This is a genomic window from Paraburkholderia sp. GAS32, assembly GCF_050434225.1.
GTDB lineage: Bacteria > Pseudomonadota > Gammaproteobacteria > Burkholderiales > Burkholderiaceae > Paraburkholderia > Paraburkholderia madseniana.
On the sequence record NZ_JBNPVS010000012.1, the window covers coordinates 69,393 to 89,738 of the forward strand.

Sequence of the window (20,346 nt, forward strand, 5' to 3'; positions counted from 1 at the left end):
CAAAGGATCAAGAGAGTATGTGTGGCATTGTCGGCGCGGTTGCGCAACGTAACATCGTTCCCGTCCTGATCGAAGGACTGCGTCGCCTCGAGTATCGCGGCTACGATTCGTGCGGCGTGGCGGTACTCGGTAGTGATGGGCCGCGTCGTGCTCGCAGCGTCGCGCGCGTGGCCGATCTGGATGAGCAGGTGCAGGAGAGCCACCTCGAAGGCATCACGGGCATTGCGCATACGCGCTGGGCGACGCACGGCGCGCCGGTAACCGACAACGCCCACCCGATCTTCTCGAAAGACGCACTCGCGTTGGTACACAACGGCATCATCGAGAATTACGAGTTGCTGCGTGAAATGCTGCGGGGCAAGGGTTACGTGTTTGTCTCTCAGACCGACACGGAGGTTATCGCTCACCTGATTCACAGCCTGTATCGCGGCGATCTGTTTGCCGCTGTGCGCGAAGCGGTCGGGCAATTGCACGGCGCGTACGCGATCGCGGTGCTGCATAAGGATCAGCCGCATACGGTGGTCGGCGCGCGGCAAGGCTCGCCGCTGGTAGTGGGGCTCGGCAACGGTGAGAACTTCCTCGCGTCAGATGCGCTGGCGCTTGCCGGCAGCACCGAACGCTTCATCTTCCTCGAGGAAGGCGACGTTTGCGAACTGTCGCTCGAGGGCGTGCGTATCGCCGATCGTGACGGTTACGAAGCGCAGCGCGAAGTGCGCCAGGTCGCGGCGTATGGCGGCGCGGTCGAACTCGGCCCGTATCGCCACTTCATGCAGAAGGAAATTTTCGAGCAGCCGCGTGCGATTACGGACACGATCCCGCAAGGCGATTCGTTCGATGCGGCGCTATTCGGCGACGGCGCGGGGAAGGTGTTCGCGGACATCGACAACCTGCTGATTCTCGCGTGCGGCACGAGCTATTACTCGGGGCTGACCGCGAAGTACTGGCTCGAGTCGGTCGCGAAGATCCCGACCCAGGTGGAAATTGCCAGCGAGTATCGCTATCGCGAGTCGGTGCCGAATCCGAAGTCGCTGGTGGTGGTGATCTCGCAGTCGGGCGAAACGGCCGATACGCTGGCGGCGCTCAAGCATGCGCAGTCGCTGGGGCATAAACATACGCTGGCGGTGTGCAATGTCGGCACGAGCGCGATGGTGCGCCAGACGGAATTGTCGTTCCTGACACACGCGGGTCGCGAGATCGGTGTGGCGTCGACCAAGGCGTTCACGACGCAACTGGTTGCGCTGTTCGTGCTGGCCGCGACGCTTGGGAAGCTGCGTGGGCAGGTGAGCGCGGAGCAGGAAGCCGAGTATCTGAAGCAGTTGCGCCACCTGCCGGCGGCGTTGAATAGCGTGCTGGCGCTGGAGCCGCAGATCATCGCGTGGTCGGAAGAGTTTTCGCGCAAGGAGCATGCGTTGTTCCTTGGGCGCGGCCTGCATTATCCGATCGCGCTCGAGGGTGCGTTGAAGCTCAAGGAGATTTCCTATATCCACGCGGAAGCTTATCCGGCTGGTGAACTGAAGCACGGGCCGCTGGCGCTCGTGACCGAAGCGATGCCGGTGGTGACGGTGGCACCGAATGATGCGCTCCTGGAGAAGCTGAAGTCGAATATCCAGGAAGTGCGTGCGCGGGGCGGTGAGCTTTATGTGTTCGCGGATGCTGATACGAAGATCGTGAATGACGAAGGCCTGCATGTGATCCGGATGCCGGAGCACTACGGCTTGCTGTCGCCGATTCTGCACGTGGTGCCGCTGCAGTTGCTGGCGTATCACACGGCCTGTGCGCGAGGCACGGATGTGGATAAGCCGCGGAACCTGGCGAAGTCTGTAACAGTGGAATGAGAGATGAGCGGATTCGGGACGACATTGCGTATGCTATGCGGCACTATTTAAGACGCTATAGAACACCCGATAAGACCTATCTCGTGATGATGCCGGCCATCAAAACGGTTTCGGCCTCACGGTGTGGAGACGTCCGACCTCAAAAATGACTGACTCCTACTACGCCACCGTGATCGCGATACTGGTGGCGCTGGCAACCCGTGCCGACAAGGCCGACCGCGCAGCGCGCGTTCCTCCTCAATAGCAAAGGTCACGACAACGCTGCATGAGCAGATCAGACGCCGCTGATTTGCGGGCGCTGGAGCCCCTTCGGCATGCCCGTGGGACGGTCGTTGCGCGTCGACGAGACCTATCCGAAGATTCGCGGCAAATGGGTTTATCTGTACAGGGCGGTGGATCGGGCCGGCCAGACGGTGGACTTCATGCTCAGGGCAAAGCGGAACATGGCTGCGGCAAAGGCCTTTTTCAGCAAGGCCATCAAGCATCAGTGCCAGCCGCCGGAGACGATCACACTCGATGGATATGCTGCCCCGCACCGGGTTGTGCGTGAGCTGAAGGCCGATGGCCTGCTGCCTGAGCACACAAAATCGGAATCCCGAAGTACCTGAACAACCTGATTGAGCAGGACCATCGAAACATCAAGTCGAGAACGAATGTAATGCCCGGATTCAAACAGTTCAGGAATTCATCGAGCACGATTCCAAGCATCGGGTTGATACATCGCATTCGCAAGGGCCAGTTTGATCTCTCCGCTCTCGGGCTCAAGGACACCACTTCGCCTGCCGCCTGGAATGCTGTCTTGTTCAATCGATAAGGTATCCATATCTATAAAAAAACGTCTCGACCGAACCAGCTATTTTCACCAGAACCGTTGTTCACCCGCGTGGCGGCTTTCATATACACATGCTTCACGCCGACCAGTTCAGGGAAGCCAAGCTGAGCGTGAATTTCTATCACAAGCGCCAGGGTTATATAGATACACAGCGCTATTCGGAAACATCGCAGTCGGTGTCAATGGTCAGATACCAAATGACCCTGACGCGGTGACGACGAGCAGCGAGAAGGGCACTGTTGCGCTATTTGTCCCGTGATGTGACTAAACGCCCACGGGGAACTACGCATGTCTCTTATGAAAACGCTAGGCCTTATAACTACTGTCAGGCTTATGCTAGAAATTCGCGCTTAGCGTGGTTCAACCCCCTATATCCTCGCGATTTAAGTCATCCTGTCTATATCGCCTCGTTTAGTCCAGACGCCCTTGCTGCGACAGAATCCAGTCCCGCGCCGGTTCCGCGATCGTCCCGCAGCTAATGATTGGCGAAGCCAGGCGTCCAGAACCCGAACGCATGCGTGGGCCGCAGCGGGTCCACCAGGTCGGGACGAGCCTTGCGACCATACGTTGCATCTTCCGAGCCGTGCGAGATGATCTTGTACTGACGTCCATCGGACATATAGAGGTACTGGCGATTCGCCGCAGGAAGTCCGCGCGGATCGGTAGGCACCGCCGGCAGATACTTCGGCACGAGACCGGGAATCCAGCGATCCTTTGGCGGATGCGACGCGTCGTTCACGCTGACTTCGCCCACCGGATAGGCACCGTTATCGGCGTAATACGCATTCAATGCGTTGCGGATTGCCTCGAGATCGGCCACGACATGCACGTAGCGATCGGCAGAGCACGAGAAGTCGGTAAGGCGAAGCGTAGTGAGCGGCGCGAGGAAGGCATCGATCTGCCCGTGCCTGAACCACAGCGTCCAGTAGTAACGCGCGACCAGCGGCAAGTCGTGCGGCGCATTCGGATTAAAGCGCACGTGGAGCGTCACGCGGCAGTCACGCACGGCGGCGACGTTCAGGTCCTTCAACATATAGCGCTGCAGCGGCAGGCCGCTGGCGAAGGTGGCGACATCGAGTGGCTCGTCGGCCGGATTGCCGAAGCGGCGCTCCTTGTGCCACGCGTCTTTGAACAGACCGGCGTATTCATAGTAGATGTACTTCTCATGCCAACGCGCGGTATCGTCGTCGACCCAGATCATTGACGCGCGCTCGATCTGATCGCGCGGTAGCGACCGCAAATTGACGATGGTCGACGAATCCTTAATCCAGCGCAGTTCCCAATTCAGATAGATGCTCCAGGTTCCAACGACAAACCCGCTGACCAGCAGCGTGGCGACGACGCCTCGCACAAACACGGTCGCCCGCCCCGGCACAAGCATCCCGATGACTCTGCCGAGCAGCGCCAAAAAAACGGCGACGGGTAAATTGATCAACAACGCGTTGCGCGTCGCCCAGCCGGTCGCGGCCGGAAGCTTGTTGACCACGACATAGGGAAGCATCGCGGCCACGAACAGGATTGCGCAAAAAAACACAAGCGCGAGCGTACCCGCCACGGAGGCCCGCTTTTGCACCGCGCTCCGTTGCGACTTGAATAGGCGCACGCACCCATACCCGCACGCGACCACGCACACACACAGCGCGGCAAACGCGACTGGATTCGCGGCAGGCAATGTCCACGCACGCTCGAACTGATCCTGAAGCGCCGCCACCGCGAACCGATAGAACGCCGGCGGCCAGTTTTCCGGAACGATCTCGATCTGGTTGTACGTCGCGTACAACCCCGAACTGGTCCAAAAAACGGATTTGACGTAGAAAAATACGAACGGCACCAACAGGTAGTCGACAAACTGCCCGAGACGGACAATCGCCATCAACGGATTTCTGTCGAGCCAATCGCGGCGGCGATGCAGGACCAGCAACAGCAATGCCGCGCCGTATAGCGCGATAAAGGACGCCGTGAGGAAGCTGGCGAAAAACAGCACGAGCGAAGTCAGCCTCAACAGCACTCGCGCCACGAGTCCCGCCGGAGCCGCCACCGCGCATCGTAGCGCGATCAGAAACAGCGCATAGCACACCAGATAGGGGAGCGTGATCAGCTCGAAGTACATCTGATATGCGGTATAGGTGCAGAAAATCGCCGCCACCAGCACGCTCTCGCTGGCCGACAGCATCCGCGTCCGGCGTCCGACCGAATACACCATCAGCGTCGACGCGAGGATCGATACAAACGCCGTGACCTTGTACGCCAGCAGGACATTCGGCGCAAACCACATCAGCCTGTGCAGGTAGGCAAACCAGGGGATACCGTTGTCCCTGAACATCGCGAAGAGTTCGGGTGCGTTGTGGTTTTGATACAAGCCGTAGAGAACCCAACCGTCCCAGTAAGCGCCGTTGTTCAACAACAGCGGGAAGTGGCAGAACAACACGAGAAGCGTCAGCAGCAATGGCACGGAACGGCTACTTCGGATATCCAATTCGGTTTTCATGGGGAAGAGCAGATTCGTTCCAATGTCTATATCCCGGACTCTCACCACACCGGCGTCCGGGCGCCGTCGAGGGCACCCGTATGGTACAAGCTCGCGGCAGGAATACGAGCGCAAGCTGACGGTCACCGCCACAAAATACCGCTCAATGAATATGAGATACTCTGGTTCGGCCGGCAGCCGCATCGAGGGGCCGGAATCTGGACGGCTCAAGCGCTCGTTGATCAACAGGTCGCGACTTTTGCCGACCTCATTCTTTTCACAATTCGCGGGAACCGTAATACATGGCGTCTCTCAGCCCAGTGAGCCTCGCCGGAAGCGATGCATTGTCCGTCATTGTACCGGTCTATCGATCCGCGGCCTCGCTGCCTCTTTTGCACGAGAGGCTGACCGCCGTTCTCGAAGCGGTGGCACCGGATCACGAAATCATTCTCGTGGAAGACGGCGGCAACGACGGTACGTGGAGTACCATAGTGTCCCTCGCGGCAGCCGACGCGCGTGTCCGCGGCATCCGTTTGAGCCGCAATTACGGTCAACACAACGCACTGCTGTGCGGCGTTCGCGCCGCGAAAAACCCGGTCATCGTGACGCTGGACGACGACCTGCAGCATCCGCCCGAGGAAATCCCCCTGCTGCTGGACGAACTCAAACGCGGCGACTTTGACGTCGTTTACGGCGCGCCCGAGCGGGAACAGCACAGCTTCTGGCGCGACACCGCATCTATCGTCACGAAGATCGCATTGATGAGCGCGATGGGCGCGCAGACTGCGCGGCACGTCAGCGCATTCCGCGTATTTCGAACGTCGCTGCGCGATGCCTTCGAGAATTACCGGAGCCCGCTGGTTTCCATCGACGTGTTGCTGACGTGGGGAACAACGCGCTTCACGCACCTGAAAGTGCGCCACGAGCCGAGACGGATCGGCGTGTCCAACTACAGTGTCTGGAAACTGTTCACGCATGCAATGAATATGATGACGGGCTTCAGCACGCTGCCACTCCAGCTGGCGAGTTTCATCGGCTTCGGCTGCACGCTTCTCGGTATCGTTCTGCTCGCGTATATCCTAGAACAGTTCATCGTGTATGGACGAGTCGTGCCGGGCTTTTACTTCATCGCGTCGATCACCACGGTGTTCGCCGGCGCGCAGTTGTTCGCTCTCGGCATGATCGGCGAATACCTCGCGCGCATGTATTTCCGAAGCATGGACAAGCCCGTGTATTCGGTCGCGGAAACGACGTCCGCCGACACCCTGCCGCATTGCAGTGACAGCCGGGTGGACGCCACGTGAACACGCTGACGCTGCTCCTGATGACCGAGAAAGGCTATCGCCTTCTCGCCGACACGGTGGATACGTTTCGGGATCTACTCGCCAAGGTGGTCGTCGGCCGCGATTCTGCTCTGGACGACGACTATGCCGCGCAAACGGTCGCGCTTTGCGAGCAACACGGCATCGCGTGGACCGAGCGCACGCAGCACCCCGCGATCGATACCGACTATGCGATGACCGTCGGCTGGCGCTGGATGATCGACTTCCCGGAAGACCGGCTGATCGTCTTTCACGATTCGCTTCTGCCGCGCTACCGTGGCTTCAATCCGCTCGTGAGCGGTCTGATCAACGGCGACACGCAAATAGGCGTCACCGCACTGCTCGGCTCCGCGCAATACGACGCCGGTCCGATTCTCGCGCAAGCGTCGATCGAGATCGCGTACCCCTGTACGATCGCGCGCGCCATCGACGAAATCGCCGCGTGCTATCGCGCCACCGCCTTCGACGTGTTCGCCAGACTCACGAGCGGCACGGCGCTGATCGGGGTGCCGCAGGATGAAGCAGCCGCGACCTACAGCCTCTGGCGCGACGAAGCGGACTACCGGATTGACTGGAACGACAGCGCGGCCCGGCTCGCCCGCATCGTCGATGCGCTGGGCAGCCCATATGCGGGCGCTAGCACGCTCGTGAACGGCGTGCCCGCAAGAATCGGCCACGCAGAGGCGGTGGCGGACGTGACCGTCGAGAACCGCGCGCCAGGCAAGGTCATTCGTATCGACGACGGCTTACCGGTAGTCGTCTGCGGAAGCGGCCTACTGCGTATCGGCGAATTGACGGATGCGGCGACGGGCGCATCGCTATTGCCGCTCGCGCGGTTTCGCTCTCGCTTCTCCTAAAAACGGCGCCGTTGGTCCGCTCAGGCGCGCTGCGCCCCGCAGCGTAATTTCGCGAGCCTCGCGGCGTGTATTCTTGGAAATCGTCTTCTGCATATGGTTCTGACTACGCAGATCCTGCGCTTCGGCCTCGTCGGCCTCGTCTCGAACGCCGTGCTGTACGGTCTGTACGTACTTGCGACGAGCATGGGTATCCAGCACACCGTCGCGATGACGGCGGTGTTCGCGCTCGGCGTGCTGCAGACTTTCGTGTTCAACAAGCGCTGGTCGTTCGCCTATCATGGACCGCGCGGCGGTGCCATGCTACGTTATCTGATTGCGTACATCGCCGCTTACGCGATCAATCTGACCGCTATGCTGCTGCTGGTCGACGTCGAAGGCTTTTCGCATCGCGTCGTGCAGGCCGTAATGGTGGTGGTCGTCGCGCTTTTTCTTTTTCTTGTACAACGGCTTTGGGTATTCCGAAGCCCGCCTATTTCAGTTTGAGTGTAGATGAAACGCTGTCCAAATTGCGGCGACCTCGACGTTGACGCGTCATGGAAGTGCACAACCTGCGGTGCGGCGCCGCGCCGCGTCGGCGAGGTCCTGGAACTGGCGCCAGCGCTCGCGTCGGCGAACAGCGGCTTCAGGGTGGAGCATTTCGATCAGCTCGCCGCCGTGGAAGAGCGCAACTTCTGGTTCCGCGCCCGTAACCGGCTCATCTCGTGGGCCGCGCGGCCGTTCATGAAACGCGGCGCGAACTTCTGCGAAGTGGGCTGCGGTACCGGCTACGTACTCGCCGGCCTCGCTCGCGTGTTTCCGGACGCGCATTTCTCGGCGACGGAAATCTACTCGGACGCGCTGTCGTTCGCGGCGGCTCGCGTGCCGTCCGCGTCGCTCTATCAAATGGACGCGCGGTCGTTTGCGTTTGCCGACGAATTCGACGTGATCGGCGCCTTCGACGTCCTTGAACACATCGAGGAAGACGAGGCGGTCATCGGCGAACTTCACGGCGCGCTCAAATCGAAGGGAACGCTGCTGCTCACCGTCCCACAGCATCCGTTCCTGTGGAGCCAGCAGGACGAACAGGTGTGTCACGTGCGCCGCTATACGCGCGGAGAAATACAGACCAAGCTCGAGCGGGCCGGATTCCGCGTCGTGCTGTCGACGTCGTTCGTGTCGCTGCTGTTTCCCGCGATGGTCGCTTCTCGCAAACGGTCCCGCGTCGATGACGCACAATACGACATGACCGCGGATCTACGTCTGAGCAGACCGGTCAACGCGATCATGGGCGCCATGATGGCGATCGAGTTCGCTCTGATCCGGCTCGGTGTGCGTTTCCCATTCGGTGGTTCTCTCCTGATCGCCGCCCAGAAAACAACTTAACGTTCGTATGAATCCGACCCAACCGTACGCAGTGCCGTTCAACCGGCCGTACATGACAGGCAACGAGTTGACCTACATCGCGCAGGCGCACGCGCTCGGCAACCTCGCCGGCGATGGACCGTTCACGGCGCGCTGCCAGCAGTGGCTCAAGACGCAGACCGGCAGCGGCCAGGCGCTGCTCACGCATTCGTGCACCGCAGCGCTCGAGATGGCCGCGCTGCTGCTCGACCTGCGGCCGGGCGACGAGGTCATCATGCCGTCGTACACGTTCGTCTCGACCGCCAACGCTTTCGCGTTGCGCGGCGCGACGCCAGTTTTCGTCGACATTCGCCGCGACACGCTCAATCTGGACGAAATGCTGGTCGAACAGGCCATCACGCCGAAGACGCGCGCGATCGTCGTGGTCCACTACGCGGGCGTGTCGTGCGAAATGGACACGCTGCTGGCGATTGCCACCGCACACGGCCTGAAGGTCGTCGAAGATGCCGCACAAGGCGTGCTGTCAAGATACAAGGGCCGCGAACTGGGCGCCGTCGGCGACATTGGCGCGTACAGTTTTCACGAGACTAAGAACGTCATCAGCGGCGAAGGCGGCGCGCTGCTTGTCAATCGCGACGAGTTGGCGCAGCAGGCCGAGATCATCCGCGAGAAAGGCACCGACCGCAGCCGTTTTTTCCGCGGCGAAGTCGACAAATATACGTGGCAGTCGATCGGCTCGTCGTTCCTGCCGAGCGAGCTCACCGCGGCCTTTCTGTGGGCGCAGCTCGAACAGGCCGAGTCGCTTACGCGGCGCCGGCTGGCACTCTGGGACACGTATCACGCGTCGCTTGTGGAACTCGAAAACCGCGGCCTCATCCGCCGCCCAGTGATCCCGGCCGATTGCGAACACAACGGCCACATGTACTACGTGCTGCTTGCTCCGGATATCGACCGGGGTGCCGTGCTTCAGCATCTGAAGTCGGCTGGCGTGCACGCCGTGTTCCACTACGTTCCGCTTCATTCCGCACCGGCGGGATTGCAGATCGGCCGGGCCGCCGCAATCCTGCCGGTCACTGACGCACTCTCCGCACAACTGATCCGTTTGCCGATGTGGATCGGCCTGACGGCGGAACAGCAGGCGTACATCGTGGCGACATTGACCGAAGGTGTCTCGATCGCGAGGAAATAGTGTTTTCAGTCTTCCAGCAGATGCATCATTTTCCGGCACGACAAGGGATCCGCGACCACCTTGGTGTGAAGCGTTACTACGACACGAGCGCGAACACGATTGCGACGCGCGCAGCGCGTACGGCGGCACGGTCGATCGACCAGCAGGTCGACCTCATCAGCGCCACGACAGCATCAGGACCTGCTGATGATCGGAGAGTTGCAGTTCGAGCGTGGCGCGGTCGCCATCGATGAATCAATTCACCGGTGGACTGACAAATTCGGCGCCGGCTTCGCACACAGGGCACCACATGGCATCTCGACGAGAAGTTTGTGTCGCTGTGTTGCGAACCCTATGTGCTGTGGCGCGCAGTCGACAGGCCTTAACGTACGAAAAAATCCGAATCTTGAGATCCTATGAAGCAGCCGGATCGCTAACAGCCTGATTCGTAAAATCAGGGCGTCGATTCCAGTTCACGGGAGAACATCATGCACACAGATCTGTCATCGTCGACCGGCAGCGGTGAATTATTGCTGGCGGTATCGATCGAGCTGGCCATAGCAAAGTGGAAGGTCGCAGTGCACGACGGCCAGCGCGAAAAGCCAGCTATCCACACGGTGCAGACGCGCATGCCGCTGGCCGCATGCAAGCAGTGCCGGACCTGTTCGACGCGCACAAGCAAAAATGGGCACTGCCTGCGGACGTGCGCGTCGTAGTGAGCTACGAGGCCGGCCAAGACGCATTCTGGATTATCGAGCACTTCAGGCGCTCGGTATCGAATGTTATGTGATCGATGCCGCGAGCATTCCCGTCGAACGCGACCAGCGGCGCGCAAAAACCGACCGGCTGGATGTCTGCGTGCAGTGGCCGTGCTTTTGGTGATGTGTGCTCACGCGCCCTTCAACCGGTTTTTTACACCCTACCTAGTCGGCCCCAATACCATCATTGCCGATTACCTCCCATGGTCGTCGACCAATCCACACTTTTTTAGTGCTGGCAATCTCGGCTTTCACACTCACACGCCACTTCCTAGAAATGCCCGCCAGGCAGGAAATCATGCATTTCTATCGACGAGTAGCTTCACAGCTACACTCGTGACCCAACTACCGACAAGAGCGCCAATCGTGCCCGCGAATTTTCACTCAAAGATGTCACTCACTTCTTCGAACTCACTGCGTGGCATCGCGTTGCTTCTGATTTCTCAATTTTTCCTTGTCTCGATGGACGCGACGGCGAAAAAGCTTTCTTTGACCATTTCCGTCCCATTGCTCGTTTGGGCACGGTACACAGTACACTTGGCGCTGATGGTAATTTTCTTCGCGCCATCTCGCGGCCGCTCGATGCTTGCTACCAAGAGCCTTCCCACACAGCTATGTCGCGGACTGCTCTTGCTTGCGACGAGCATTTTCGGACTAGTAGCTCTGCACATGTTGCCGATGGCAGAGACGGCGGGCCTGGCATTCATGTCGCCCTTGATTGCTACAATATTGGCTGGCCCTTGGTTGGGTGAACGGGTGGGGCGTCTCGGCTGGTGCGCAATCTTGGCAGGAGCGTTAGGCGCGGCTCTCATCTCGCGCCCGAGCAGCCACTTACCACTACCGGGAGTACTACTTGTATTAGCATCCGCCGCCTCATTCAGCTTCTATCAGATACTAACGAGAAAACTGAGTCAAACTGAGGACAGTGTGACGATGCTTTTTTACACTGCGTTAATCGGAACCGTGTGCCTCAGTGTCGCGCTCCCGTGGATCCGGCAAGAAGTGACGCCAACATGGACGCAGGACATTGCGATTTTGTCACTAGGGGTGTACGCAGGTGTCGGTCATTTCTGTGTCATTCACGCATTCCGGTACGCGCGGGTTTCCACGCTAACGCCGTTCATGTACGTCCAGCTGGTCTGGGCCGCACTGCTAGGATGGATCATATTTGGTCATTTTCCGGACGGCTTGAGCATTGTCGGCATACTCATCATTGTCGTTGGTGGGTTACTGCTGTCGTTTGCGCGGCACACACGAATCGCCGTAAATATCCAGTCGTCCAACGAACTGAGCGGAGCGCGCTCGAGCTTTGACAAACGAATTAGTCCACCCTGAATAAACCAGAGGGCGTCGTGCGACGGAGCTTTGAAGCGGAAATGATGTTATGAAGTTTGCAGGAACCTAGCACATTAACGCGGGAATCCTGCATTTTTCGATGAGCTGCAGATGGGTCCGAAGACGCCTGCGCCGGAACAAGATTTCTTCCGGCATCCGCAGCGCGAACAGGTCAACCTGAAGCATCCGCTGGTGCGCCTGACTGACCTGATCAACTGGGAGCGGCTGGGCGCGTGATGAACGAGAGCTTCGCGTCGAGCAAAGGTCGACCGGTGAGTTCGCCGCGCCTGATTGCGGGGCTGCTGTATTTGCAGCACACATTCGATCTGTCCGACGAAGAGGTCGTCTGGCAATGGGTGCAGAACCCGTACTTGCAGGTGTTCACGGGCGAGACCAATTTGCAGACCGAACCGCCGATCGACCCGTCGAGCCTGACGCGCTGGCGCAAGCGGCTGGGCGAAGCCGGCGTTGAAGAGCTGCTGGCCGAGACGATCGAAGCAGCGAAACGTGGCGGTGTGATCAAGGCCGCGAGCGTGAAGCGGGTGATCGTTGACACAACGGTGATGGAAAAAGCGATCGCCCATCCAACCGATTCACGCCTGCTGGAGCGGTGTCGCGAACATCGGGTGAAGGCCGCGGCACGGCACGGCCTGAAGCAGCGGCAGAACTACAACCGCGAGGCGCCGCGTCTGGGGCTGCAGATTGGCAGCTACGCTCACGCGAAGCAGTTCAAACGCATGAGGAAAGCACTGCGCACGCTGCGTTCACGCGTTGAACGAGTGATGCGCGATGTGGAGCGACAGTTCGCCAAGGTGGCAAACCCAGGCCGTCCTGCATTATTGGAGTTGATTGGCCGCACGAAGCGCATCCTGGCGCAAAAGCCGAAGGACAGGAACAAACTTTATGCGCTGCACGCACCGGAAGTCGAGTGTCTGGCCAAGGGCAAGGCCCGCAAGCCGTACGAATTCGGCGTGAAAGTGTCAATCACGACGACCCACAAGGAAGGACTGGTAGTTGGCATGCGTTCGATGCCGGGCAATCCGTACGACGGTCATGCGCTGGCTGAAGCGCCGGAACAGGCGGCGATCCTGTGCGACGCCACACCGGAAGTCGCCATTGTCGACCGGGGATACATGGGTGTCGCGCTCGACGGCGTGAAGATCTACCACCCGGACTTGCGACGTCGCATCACTCGCGGACTACGTGCGATGATCAGGCGACGCAGCGCGATCGAGCCAGCCATCGGTCACATGAAGACAGGCGGAAAACTCGACAGGAACTGGCTCAAAGGTGCGCTGGACGACGCGATGCACGCAGCACTGTGTGGCGCCGGCCACAACCTCCGGATGATTCTGAGGAAGTTACGGCCTCTTTGTGTCTTCATTCTCGCTGCCTTGTTCAACCGCAGCGCTGCTGCCGACGTGATGGCGTGACGCCAGCGACATGAGAAACGAATTATTCAGGGTCGACTAGCTCAACAACGAAGTCGTTATCACCGATCACGCACGTAACGGTGATTGTTCCGGGGCGATTCTACAAACTACGGTTCCCACCCGGGCGTCAACGACGGGACCACGCTAAATCAGACACCGAACAACCCAACTGCTCTCATGCAGACAAACTTCGACACCCTTTTGGCGCGGGAGTCGTGACGGTGATTGATCGTGCAGAACTTGGCTCAACGTTAGCCGACGATCCACAGGGCGCCTCCCAATACGCGCTAGCGCCGCTGGCGACCGAACTGGCGAACAGTGACACCGACATCGTCACCACCAAGCCAGAGATCAACGATGAATTGCAGTTCACGCCCAAGCAGTACGAGGCAAAGCTGACGCAATGGGTCAACACACTGCAGCCAGACTGCGTGCATCCGCTTGACGTTGGATATGAATTCAAAGAGGGGCAATACATCGTAAGCCTTTACCCGATCTTCAAAGCGATGCTGGCGGGGTAAGAATCGCCGTTCAGTACGCGCATGACCCTGAGTAGCGCCATATAATGTAGCACCGTTGCAATGCGAATGTAAAAATTACATGACCGCACCGCCTCCGTCGCTATGGCTTCGGATTTTCAAGAAAGTAAGCCTTGATCCAGTCATCGTTCGCCTAGGTAAAGAGGCATTCGCGGCCCGCAAGCACGTCAACCCGTATCCCAAACATACGGTCGAGCATGTCTCGTGGAGGACTGGATACAACGAGGCAGATGACTGGAACTACGTCTGGTGACGACGCAGAGGGCATTATTTTGAAGAAAACAGATATTCCGGGGCTAACCGGTCTGCGCGGACTGGCTGCGCTGTTGATCGTGATCCATCACGTCGGATTGCTGGTGCTGCCGCTGCGCGGAACTGTCGTCGGGCCAGCACTGGGCAAATGCGGCTTGCTCGGCATGAGCATTTTCTTCGTACTCAGCGGATTCGTGATCCACTACAACTATGCGGCGAAGGTCGTTGTCGGAGGCCGCGGAATATCCGATTTCCTCATTGCGCGCTTTGCCAGACTCTATCCGTTATATGCGATCTTCGTCCTCTGCAACTTCGTCTACAATCACAGCGCATTTCCGGCATACGCCCACTTTCTTCCGGTCAATCTTCTCGGCATCCAGTCATGGATATATTCGGTCCATGGCACGATAAATCTCACGCTTTCACAGGTCTATGCGAACAACGCATGGTCCATTAGCACTGAGCTGATGCTATACCTCATGTTTATCCCGCTGGCGATGTTCGCCCGGCTCGGATCGGCAAGCTTTAAGCGCGGGATCACGCTTGTTGTACTGGGGATCGTCGGCCGAATCGTGTTCGTGCACTTTGCAGGCGGCATGGGCAATCGACTCGCAACTGCTTTCGGTGAATCACCGGCGCTGCCAGCAGACCAGTGGCTGATCTACTTTTCGCCGTACGGTCGTATATTCGAGTTCATCGCAGGAGTAGGACTTTCGGAACTCTGGTCAGCTCGGGCACTTACGACGGCGGAAAAGCGGGTTGCGGGCCTGCTGGGGACGATTGGATTCGCCTATATTCTGACGGCGTTCTTAGACGCAAGTATGTTCTCGCTGCCTAATTTCTTCGAAGGGAACGACCTTCATATTGGATACGCAGTTGCAGTACCACTGGCAATCTTCGCCATTTGCTTGAATGGAAAAATTCTCTGTGGGAAGATCGCACTCTGGATTGGGGAGATCAGCTATTCACTGTATCTCGTTCACGGCGTGATGATTCCGATCTTCGGAGGGACGGACAGCATGATGGGCTATGCGCTGAAAGCGACCATGTTCATTTCGACACTGATCATCGTCGCTACTCTGACTCATGCTTTTGTCGAGATGCCATCCAAGAATCTCATCATGAGTCTATACAAGCGTTACACAACACCATCAAAGTCATCGCAGTCCTATACATAGACACCAAAGACGACAGCACGCGTCAAAACAGGCGGCGGCCCACTGCGACGTCGTTGCTGGTTTGACGAAATTTTTCCCGTCGACCGGATATCCTGTATCGACTGTGCCAGTGGGCGGCAACGAAATTGCGGTCGCCCCATTCGGCGGCGGCCAGAATATGGATGAATTCTCTGAATATCTGCGAACGGACTGTCAAAAGTCCAGTCGAAAAACAGTGCCCGCATCTGTCAAACTTAAGGGGGTAATCAAGAGCACCATTTGTACGTGCGTCCTTGAGACTCGCAACTCGTTACACCGCTCGAGGAACCCCGGTCACGCTCTGCAACGCAGGTGTAGTAGCCGGCTGATATTCCGGCACCCAGCGCCGCAAGTCACGTCGAACCTCCTGATCGCTAGGCACACGATGCTGCATCAACCAAGGGAGCAGTTCGTCCAGTAGATTATCGGGCACCTCGCGTGCCTGCGCGATGCGCAGCTTCGGATGTGGCGTTCGCGTGGTCGCCTCGTCGTCGGCCAACAGTTCTTCGTACAGCTTCTCGCCGGGTCGCAAGCCCGTAAATACAATGCGGATATGGTCTTCGCTGAATCCGTAAAGTCGGATCAAGTCTCTAGCCAGATCGACAATTTTTACGGGCTCCCCCATATCGAGAATGAAAATCTCACCGCCCTGCCCCATGCTCGACGCCTGCAACACAAGCTGCGCAGCCTCAGGAATTGTCATGAAGAAACGCGTGATCTCCGGATGCGTGACCGTCACCGGGCCACCTTTCGCGATCTGCTGCTGAAACTTTGGAATGACGCTTCCCGCGCTGCCCAGCACGTTTCCGAAACGTACCGTCTCGAACTGCGTACGCGTGCTGGTCTGCTGCAATGCCTGACACGCCATCTCAGCGAGACGCTTGCTTGCACCCATCACGTTAGTCGGGTTCACGGCCTTGTCTGTCGAGATCAGCACAAAATGCTTTACGTCGTGACGAATCGCTGCCCGCGCCACCCGGTACGTGCCCAATACGTTGTTGCGCACCGCCTGCCACGCGTTGAGTTCTTCCATCAACGGCACGTGCTTGTAGGCAGCGGCATGAAAGAGGATGTGCGGCGTGTAGCGAGACAACACCTGATCAAGCAGCAGCGAATCTTTCGCATCGCCGATCACGGGAATCACCGACAGCGCCGGAAATCGCTCGTGCAATTCTTCCGTCAGGCGATACATCGCATATTCAGATAGATCGAATGCTACAAGCTGGGCCGGTTCGAAGCGCAGAATCTGGCGACACAGTTCCGAACCAATCGAGCCGCCGGCGCCGGTCACCATCACAACACGGCCGCGCAACAGCGCTTCGACGTGCGGCATGTCGATCTTTACCGGCTGTCGACCCAGCAGGTCTTCCAGGTCGATCTGACGCACGCGCGACAGAAACGCCTGGCCTTGCGTGAGCGCGGTTAGCGCCGGCAACACCATGGCTCGCACCCCAGCACGCACGCACATCGTCGCAACACGCCGTTGCGCATCGACCGATGCCGACGGAATCGCAATGATTGCGTGCTCGACCTTCATGTCCGTTGCCCAACGCTGCAGATCGCTGATCGGGCCCAATACCTTGTACCCGTATATCTCGCGGCCTTGCTTGGCAGGATCGTCGTCCAGCAAACCGACCAGCCGCCATTCGCTCGAACGCGACAGTTCACGAGCGAGGCTCGCGCCGGAGTTGCCCGCACCGAGCACAACGACCGGCTTACCCTGCCCGATCAAGCCGCCATATAGATAAAACTCTTTTGACGCACGATACAGCGCGCGCGAACCGCCCATGACGAGGAACAGAAGCGCGGGGGAAACGAGCAGCACTGAGCGCGGTATGATCGGATGAGGCTGAACCATCACCGCCACCATCATCATGGCGAAGGCGCCGGCCAGCACCGCCTTCGCGATACGCATGAGGTCCGGCAAACTGGCGAACACCCACATGCCACGGTAAAGGCCAAACACGCGGAACATCAGAGCGTAGACCGGAAGGGTCCAGACGAGCGCCTTGATGGCGCCGGTCCAAAAATCACTCGGGACAGAGCCATTGAAGCGGATCAGATACGCGGCAAGCCAGGTTCCGGCGACCGCGCATAGGTCAAACAGGAAAGCGCTAAAAGATAGCCAGGAAGCTTTGTGCCGAAACATCCGCGTCGCACCTCAGGTTATTCGAAAGTTACCGAGTTAAAACGACGCCATCTCGAATCGACGCCGATCCCGATCAACGCCAGCACACCCACCCAAAGGCCAACGCTACACCATTGAAGCCTTGAGGGCCAGCCTAGGGACAGTTCGGCAAGGATTATGCCACTCAGCATGACCACGTACCAGACGCAAGCGGTCTTCGCATGTCCTAAGCCATACCTCACCATGCGCTGATAGTAATGATCGCGATGTGCTTGCCAGATTTTCGCTCCGCGAAGCATACGCCGTAGCAGTGTCACTGAAGCATCGCCAATGAATGGCGAAAAGATCAGCGCAGGAAACCAGATCGGCCACACATCGTCGCGCCATCCCAAGTAACCGAACGCACCGGCCAGAAACCCCATCGGAATCGAGCCGGCGTCGCCTAGGAAGATCCTAGCAGGATGAAAGTTAAAGATCAGGAAGCCGGCGGCTGCCCCCGCCACCGCGGTGGCGGCCAAGGCCAGTTCCGACGAAGGGTGCGCGCTGATCGAAGCGCCAACGGCGTAGCCCGCAAAGCCTAGCAGCGTCATGCCGCCGGCGAGACCGTCGGCGCCATCCATGAAGTTATACAGATTGATCAGCCACACCATCAGAAACGCCACAATCGCAAGCAGCCATACCGGCACCTGGGCCGGATAAACGGCGACGACCGCGATCACGACAACCAGGTGCGCGGCGAACCGCACGCGGGCAGGCAGGCCCCGGCGGTCGTCGATCTGCGAGACGGCCGCCACGAAGAGCATCCCGGCCGCAGTCAACCACAACAACGGTGCGAACAGCGCTATTGCGATCGCGACCACAGGGACGATGCCCCACCCACCGATGCGCGGCGTCGGCCGGGTATGCAGGGAGCGGTCGTTAGGAATATCCGTGGCGAGCCGCCACGCGATCCCCGATACGAGGAGAAACCAAAGAATGCCCGCACAGGCGACCGCTGTTCCGGCTCCGACGAGCGGCTCGAAAAACCAGGGTAAAACCGCGTTGTGTTGCATCAACATCCATACGCCTCAATGCGTTGTGCGATACCACTCAGCTGTCGCAGCCAACCCTTCATCGGTCGAATAGGGTGGCTGCCAGCCAAGCACCGTCTGAATGCGCGACGTGTCGACGCGCAGGTCGCCGACCAGCCGGTCGACGGATTCGGTGCGCCCCGTCAACCGGCCCGCTGCACGCAGCCAACTGGTCGGCATGGGCACGAGCCGGGTCGGCTTGCGCAGGTGCCGACCGATAGACCGCGCCAGCTCGGCGACTGTGGGGGCGTCGCGGTCGGCGACATGAAAACAGCCTCGGGCGGCACGCGGATCCGTTGCGCATTGCGCAAGCGCCTGCGCGAGGTTGCCGACATACACTATGCTGCGACGCGCGCCGACCGAGCCAAGCGGCAGGGGCACGCCGCGCGCGATCGCCGTCATCAGGCTGAGGAAGTTCGCGCGCACGTCCGGTCCATATACGAGCGGAGGCCGGACAATGACGATATCCAGGCCCGTACGCGCGCCAAAGCTCGCCAGTGCCTGCTCCGCCTCGAGTTTTGAGCGGCCGTAGGCGTCTTGCGGGGACGTCGGATCATCCTCGCGCAACGGCTGACCGGCATCTGTTTCCGCAACGGCCTTGATGCTGCTGACGAAAACCATCCGGCGCGCGCCGTGCCGGTATGCCGCTTCGGCTACACGTTGCGAGCCGTCCACATTTGTAGCCCGAAACTCGGCAAGCGGGTCCAACGCTGCGTCGCGCGTCACATGAACGCGCGCCGCCGTATGCACCACACAGTCGACCGAAAGCCCTTGTGGCCAATCAGCGCCGAGCCCCGAGAAATCCTTGCTGTCGTGCACCCACTCCTGCACGCCGTCGACGCAACTGCCAGCCCTCCTGACGAGCCCGGTGACCTCGCGACCACCGCAGAGCAATTCCCGGCAAACAGCCCGGCCGACGAAGCCGTTTGCGCCGGTAACAAGAATTCTGCTCACAGCCATTTCCAGCCGAATCGGTTGAAGAACTTGAAGGCGGAAGCAGCAAACATCCTGATATGCGCCGAGCCCTTGCGCGATGCGCCTCCGCCATGATGCAACACGCGCACGCCGGGAACGTACGCGACACGCGCGACGTCATGCGCGCGCAGGCTAAGATCGTAGTCCTCGAAGTAGAGGAAATATCGCGGATCGAAACCGGCAAGGCGCTTCAGCAGATCCGTGCGGAACAACATAAAACAGCCGCTTACGATGGGCGGATCCCAGACCACGTCGCGCTCATTTATCACATCGCGCATTTCGTAGCGCGCCAGACGCCGCCGGAAATGCCGTTGCACGCCGTGCGGCATGAACCCACGCACGAAAAGATCGAACAACGTCGGATAGCGTCGGCATAAGTACTGTAGCCCGCCGTTCTCGTCTCCGATGCGCGGCGTCAGCAAGCCGACTTCCGGATGTCGCCCGAAGAACGCCAGCGCCTCAACAAGAGCCGTCGGATCGAGGTCGATGTCTGGGTTCAGCACCAGATGATAGGCGCTCGCCGTGTGCTCTATGGCGAGGTTATGGCCACGTCCGTAGCCGACATTGCCGTGGCCTCTGACGACGCTGCAGCAGACGCCCTGCTCCTTCAGCAGGTCCATGCCGGCCGGCGTGTTCACCAACCCTCCGTTGTCGACAAGGTACACCGTGACCGCCAACTCGGGGCGTCCGCGACGCAACTCGCCACAGGCAGCGGCCAAGCTGGCGAGCGTCCGTGCCAGCAACTCCGCATCAGGCCGATAGACTACAATCGAAACCGAAAATCCATCAGTGTTGCGCTGCTGCACAGTTGTAACATTCATATAGAAGAGTAACGTAT

General features: G+C 59.4%; 14 protein-coding genes and 4 pseudogenes. 13 read left to right on the plus strand and 5 right to left on the minus strand.

Going from position 1 to position 20,346, the window contains the following annotated elements; translation table 11 throughout:
• The first annotated feature begins 17 nt into the window (after positions 1–17).
• Together glmS and P3T25_RS16790 are read left to right on the plus strand one after the other, a co-directional pair.
• Positions 18–1,835 (plus strand): glutamine--fructose-6-phosphate transaminase (isomerizing), encoded by a 1,818-nt coding sequence (glmS, locus tag P3T25_RS16785; RefSeq protein WP_429358418.1) that lies wholly within the window; start codon positions 18–20, stop codon positions 1,833–1,835.
• A 281-nt stretch (positions 1,836–2,116) separates the two neighbouring features.
• Positions 2,117–2,649: pseudogene (locus P3T25_RS16790) on the plus strand (IS6 family transposase); the annotation flags it as partial.
• A gap of 493 nt (positions 2,650–3,142) precedes the next feature.
• Here the strand turns inward: P3T25_RS16790 and P3T25_RS16795 are convergent.
• A complete protein-coding gene (locus P3T25_RS16795) occupies positions 3,143–5,155 on the minus strand; it encodes a type II secretion system protein GspG (RefSeq protein ID WP_429358419.1) in 2,013 nt (670 codons plus the stop codon).
• Between the two features lie 281 nt (positions 5,156–5,436).
• On the opposite strand from P3T25_RS16795, the gene P3T25_RS16800 reads away from it, so the two are divergent.
• From P3T25_RS16800 to P3T25_RS16850, 11 genes and pseudogenes are all read left to right on the plus strand, one after another.
• Entirely contained in the window at positions 5,437–6,438 is a 1,002-nt protein-coding gene (locus P3T25_RS16800) for a glycosyltransferase family 2 protein (RefSeq protein WP_429358420.1), read from the plus strand.
• The gene (locus P3T25_RS16805; RefSeq protein ID WP_429358421.1) at positions 6,435–7,313 is read left to right on the plus strand and encodes a methionyl-tRNA formyltransferase; all 879 of its coding nucleotides are present in this window, start codon (positions 6,435–6,437) and stop codon (positions 7,311–7,313) included. Before P3T25_RS16800 ends, P3T25_RS16805 begins: the two co-directional genes overlap by 4 nt.
• 93 nt (positions 7,314–7,406) lie before the next feature.
• A complete protein-coding gene (locus P3T25_RS16810; RefSeq protein WP_429358422.1) occupies positions 7,407–7,796 on the plus strand; it encodes a GtrA family protein in 390 nt (129 codons plus the stop codon).
• A gap of 6 nt (positions 7,797–7,802) precedes the next feature.
• The gene (locus P3T25_RS16815) at positions 7,803–8,675 is read left to right on the plus strand and encodes a class I SAM-dependent methyltransferase (RefSeq protein WP_429358423.1); all 873 of its coding nucleotides are present in this window, start codon (positions 7,803–7,805) and stop codon (positions 8,673–8,675) included.
• Positions 8,676–8,682: 7 nt separating this feature from the next.
• Positions 8,683–9,843, plus strand: a complete 1,161-nt coding sequence (gene rffA / locus P3T25_RS16820; RefSeq protein WP_429358424.1) for a dTDP-4-amino-4,6-dideoxygalactose transaminase — start codon at positions 8,683–8,685, stop codon at positions 9,841–9,843.
• Positions 9,844–10,032: 189 nt separating this feature from the next.
• Positions 10,033–10,199: pseudogene (locus P3T25_RS16825) on the plus strand (IS6 family transposase); the annotation flags it as partial.
• A gap of 111 nt (positions 10,200–10,310) precedes the next feature.
• Positions 10,311–10,674: pseudogene (locus P3T25_RS16830) on the plus strand (IS110 family transposase); the annotation flags it as partial.
• A 272-nt stretch (positions 10,675–10,946) separates the two neighbouring features.
• Complete coding sequence (locus tag P3T25_RS16835) at positions 10,947–11,915, plus strand: DMT family transporter (protein WP_429358425.1); 969 nt, start codon at positions 10,947–10,949, stop codon at positions 11,913–11,915.
• 111 nt (positions 11,916–12,026) lie between these two features.
• A pseudogene (locus P3T25_RS16840) lies at positions 12,027–13,348 on the plus strand (IS5 family transposase).
• A 215-nt stretch (positions 13,349–13,563) separates the two neighbouring features.
• A complete protein-coding gene (locus P3T25_RS16845; RefSeq protein ID WP_429358426.1) occupies positions 13,564–13,869 on the plus strand; it encodes a hypothetical protein in 306 nt (101 codons plus the stop codon).
• Positions 13,870–14,117: 248 nt separating this feature from the next.
• Positions 14,118–15,317: an acyltransferase family protein gene (locus P3T25_RS16850; protein WP_429358427.1), complete on the plus strand. Its 1,200-nt coding sequence runs from the start codon at positions 14,118–14,120 to the stop codon at positions 15,315–15,317.
• A gap of 289 nt (positions 15,318–15,606) precedes the next feature.
• Here the strand turns inward: P3T25_RS16850 and P3T25_RS16855 are convergent, their stop codons facing one another.
• The 4 genes from P3T25_RS16855 to P3T25_RS16870 are packed head-to-tail and all read right to left on the minus strand — an operon-like array spanning position 15,607 to position 20,329.
• Entirely contained in the window at positions 15,607–17,484 is a 1,878-nt protein-coding gene (locus tag P3T25_RS16855) for a polysaccharide biosynthesis protein (RefSeq protein ID WP_429358428.1), read from the minus strand.
• A gap of 17 nt (positions 17,485–17,501) precedes the next feature.
• On the minus strand, positions 17,502–18,521 hold the full coding sequence (locus P3T25_RS16860; RefSeq protein WP_429358429.1) for an MraY family glycosyltransferase: 1,020 nt from the start codon (positions 18,519–18,521) through the stop codon (positions 17,502–17,504).
• A 9-nt stretch (positions 18,522–18,530) separates the two neighbouring features.
• A complete protein-coding gene (locus P3T25_RS16865; protein ID WP_429358430.1) occupies positions 18,531–19,487 on the minus strand; it encodes a UDP-glucose 4-epimerase family protein in 957 nt (318 codons plus the stop codon).
• Positions 19,484–20,329, minus strand: a complete 846-nt coding sequence (locus P3T25_RS16870; RefSeq protein WP_429358500.1) for a glycosyltransferase family 2 protein — start codon at positions 20,327–20,329, stop codon at positions 19,484–19,486. Before P3T25_RS16870 ends, P3T25_RS16865 begins: the two co-directional genes overlap by 4 nt.
• Positions 20,330–20,346: the final 17 nt, after the last annotated feature.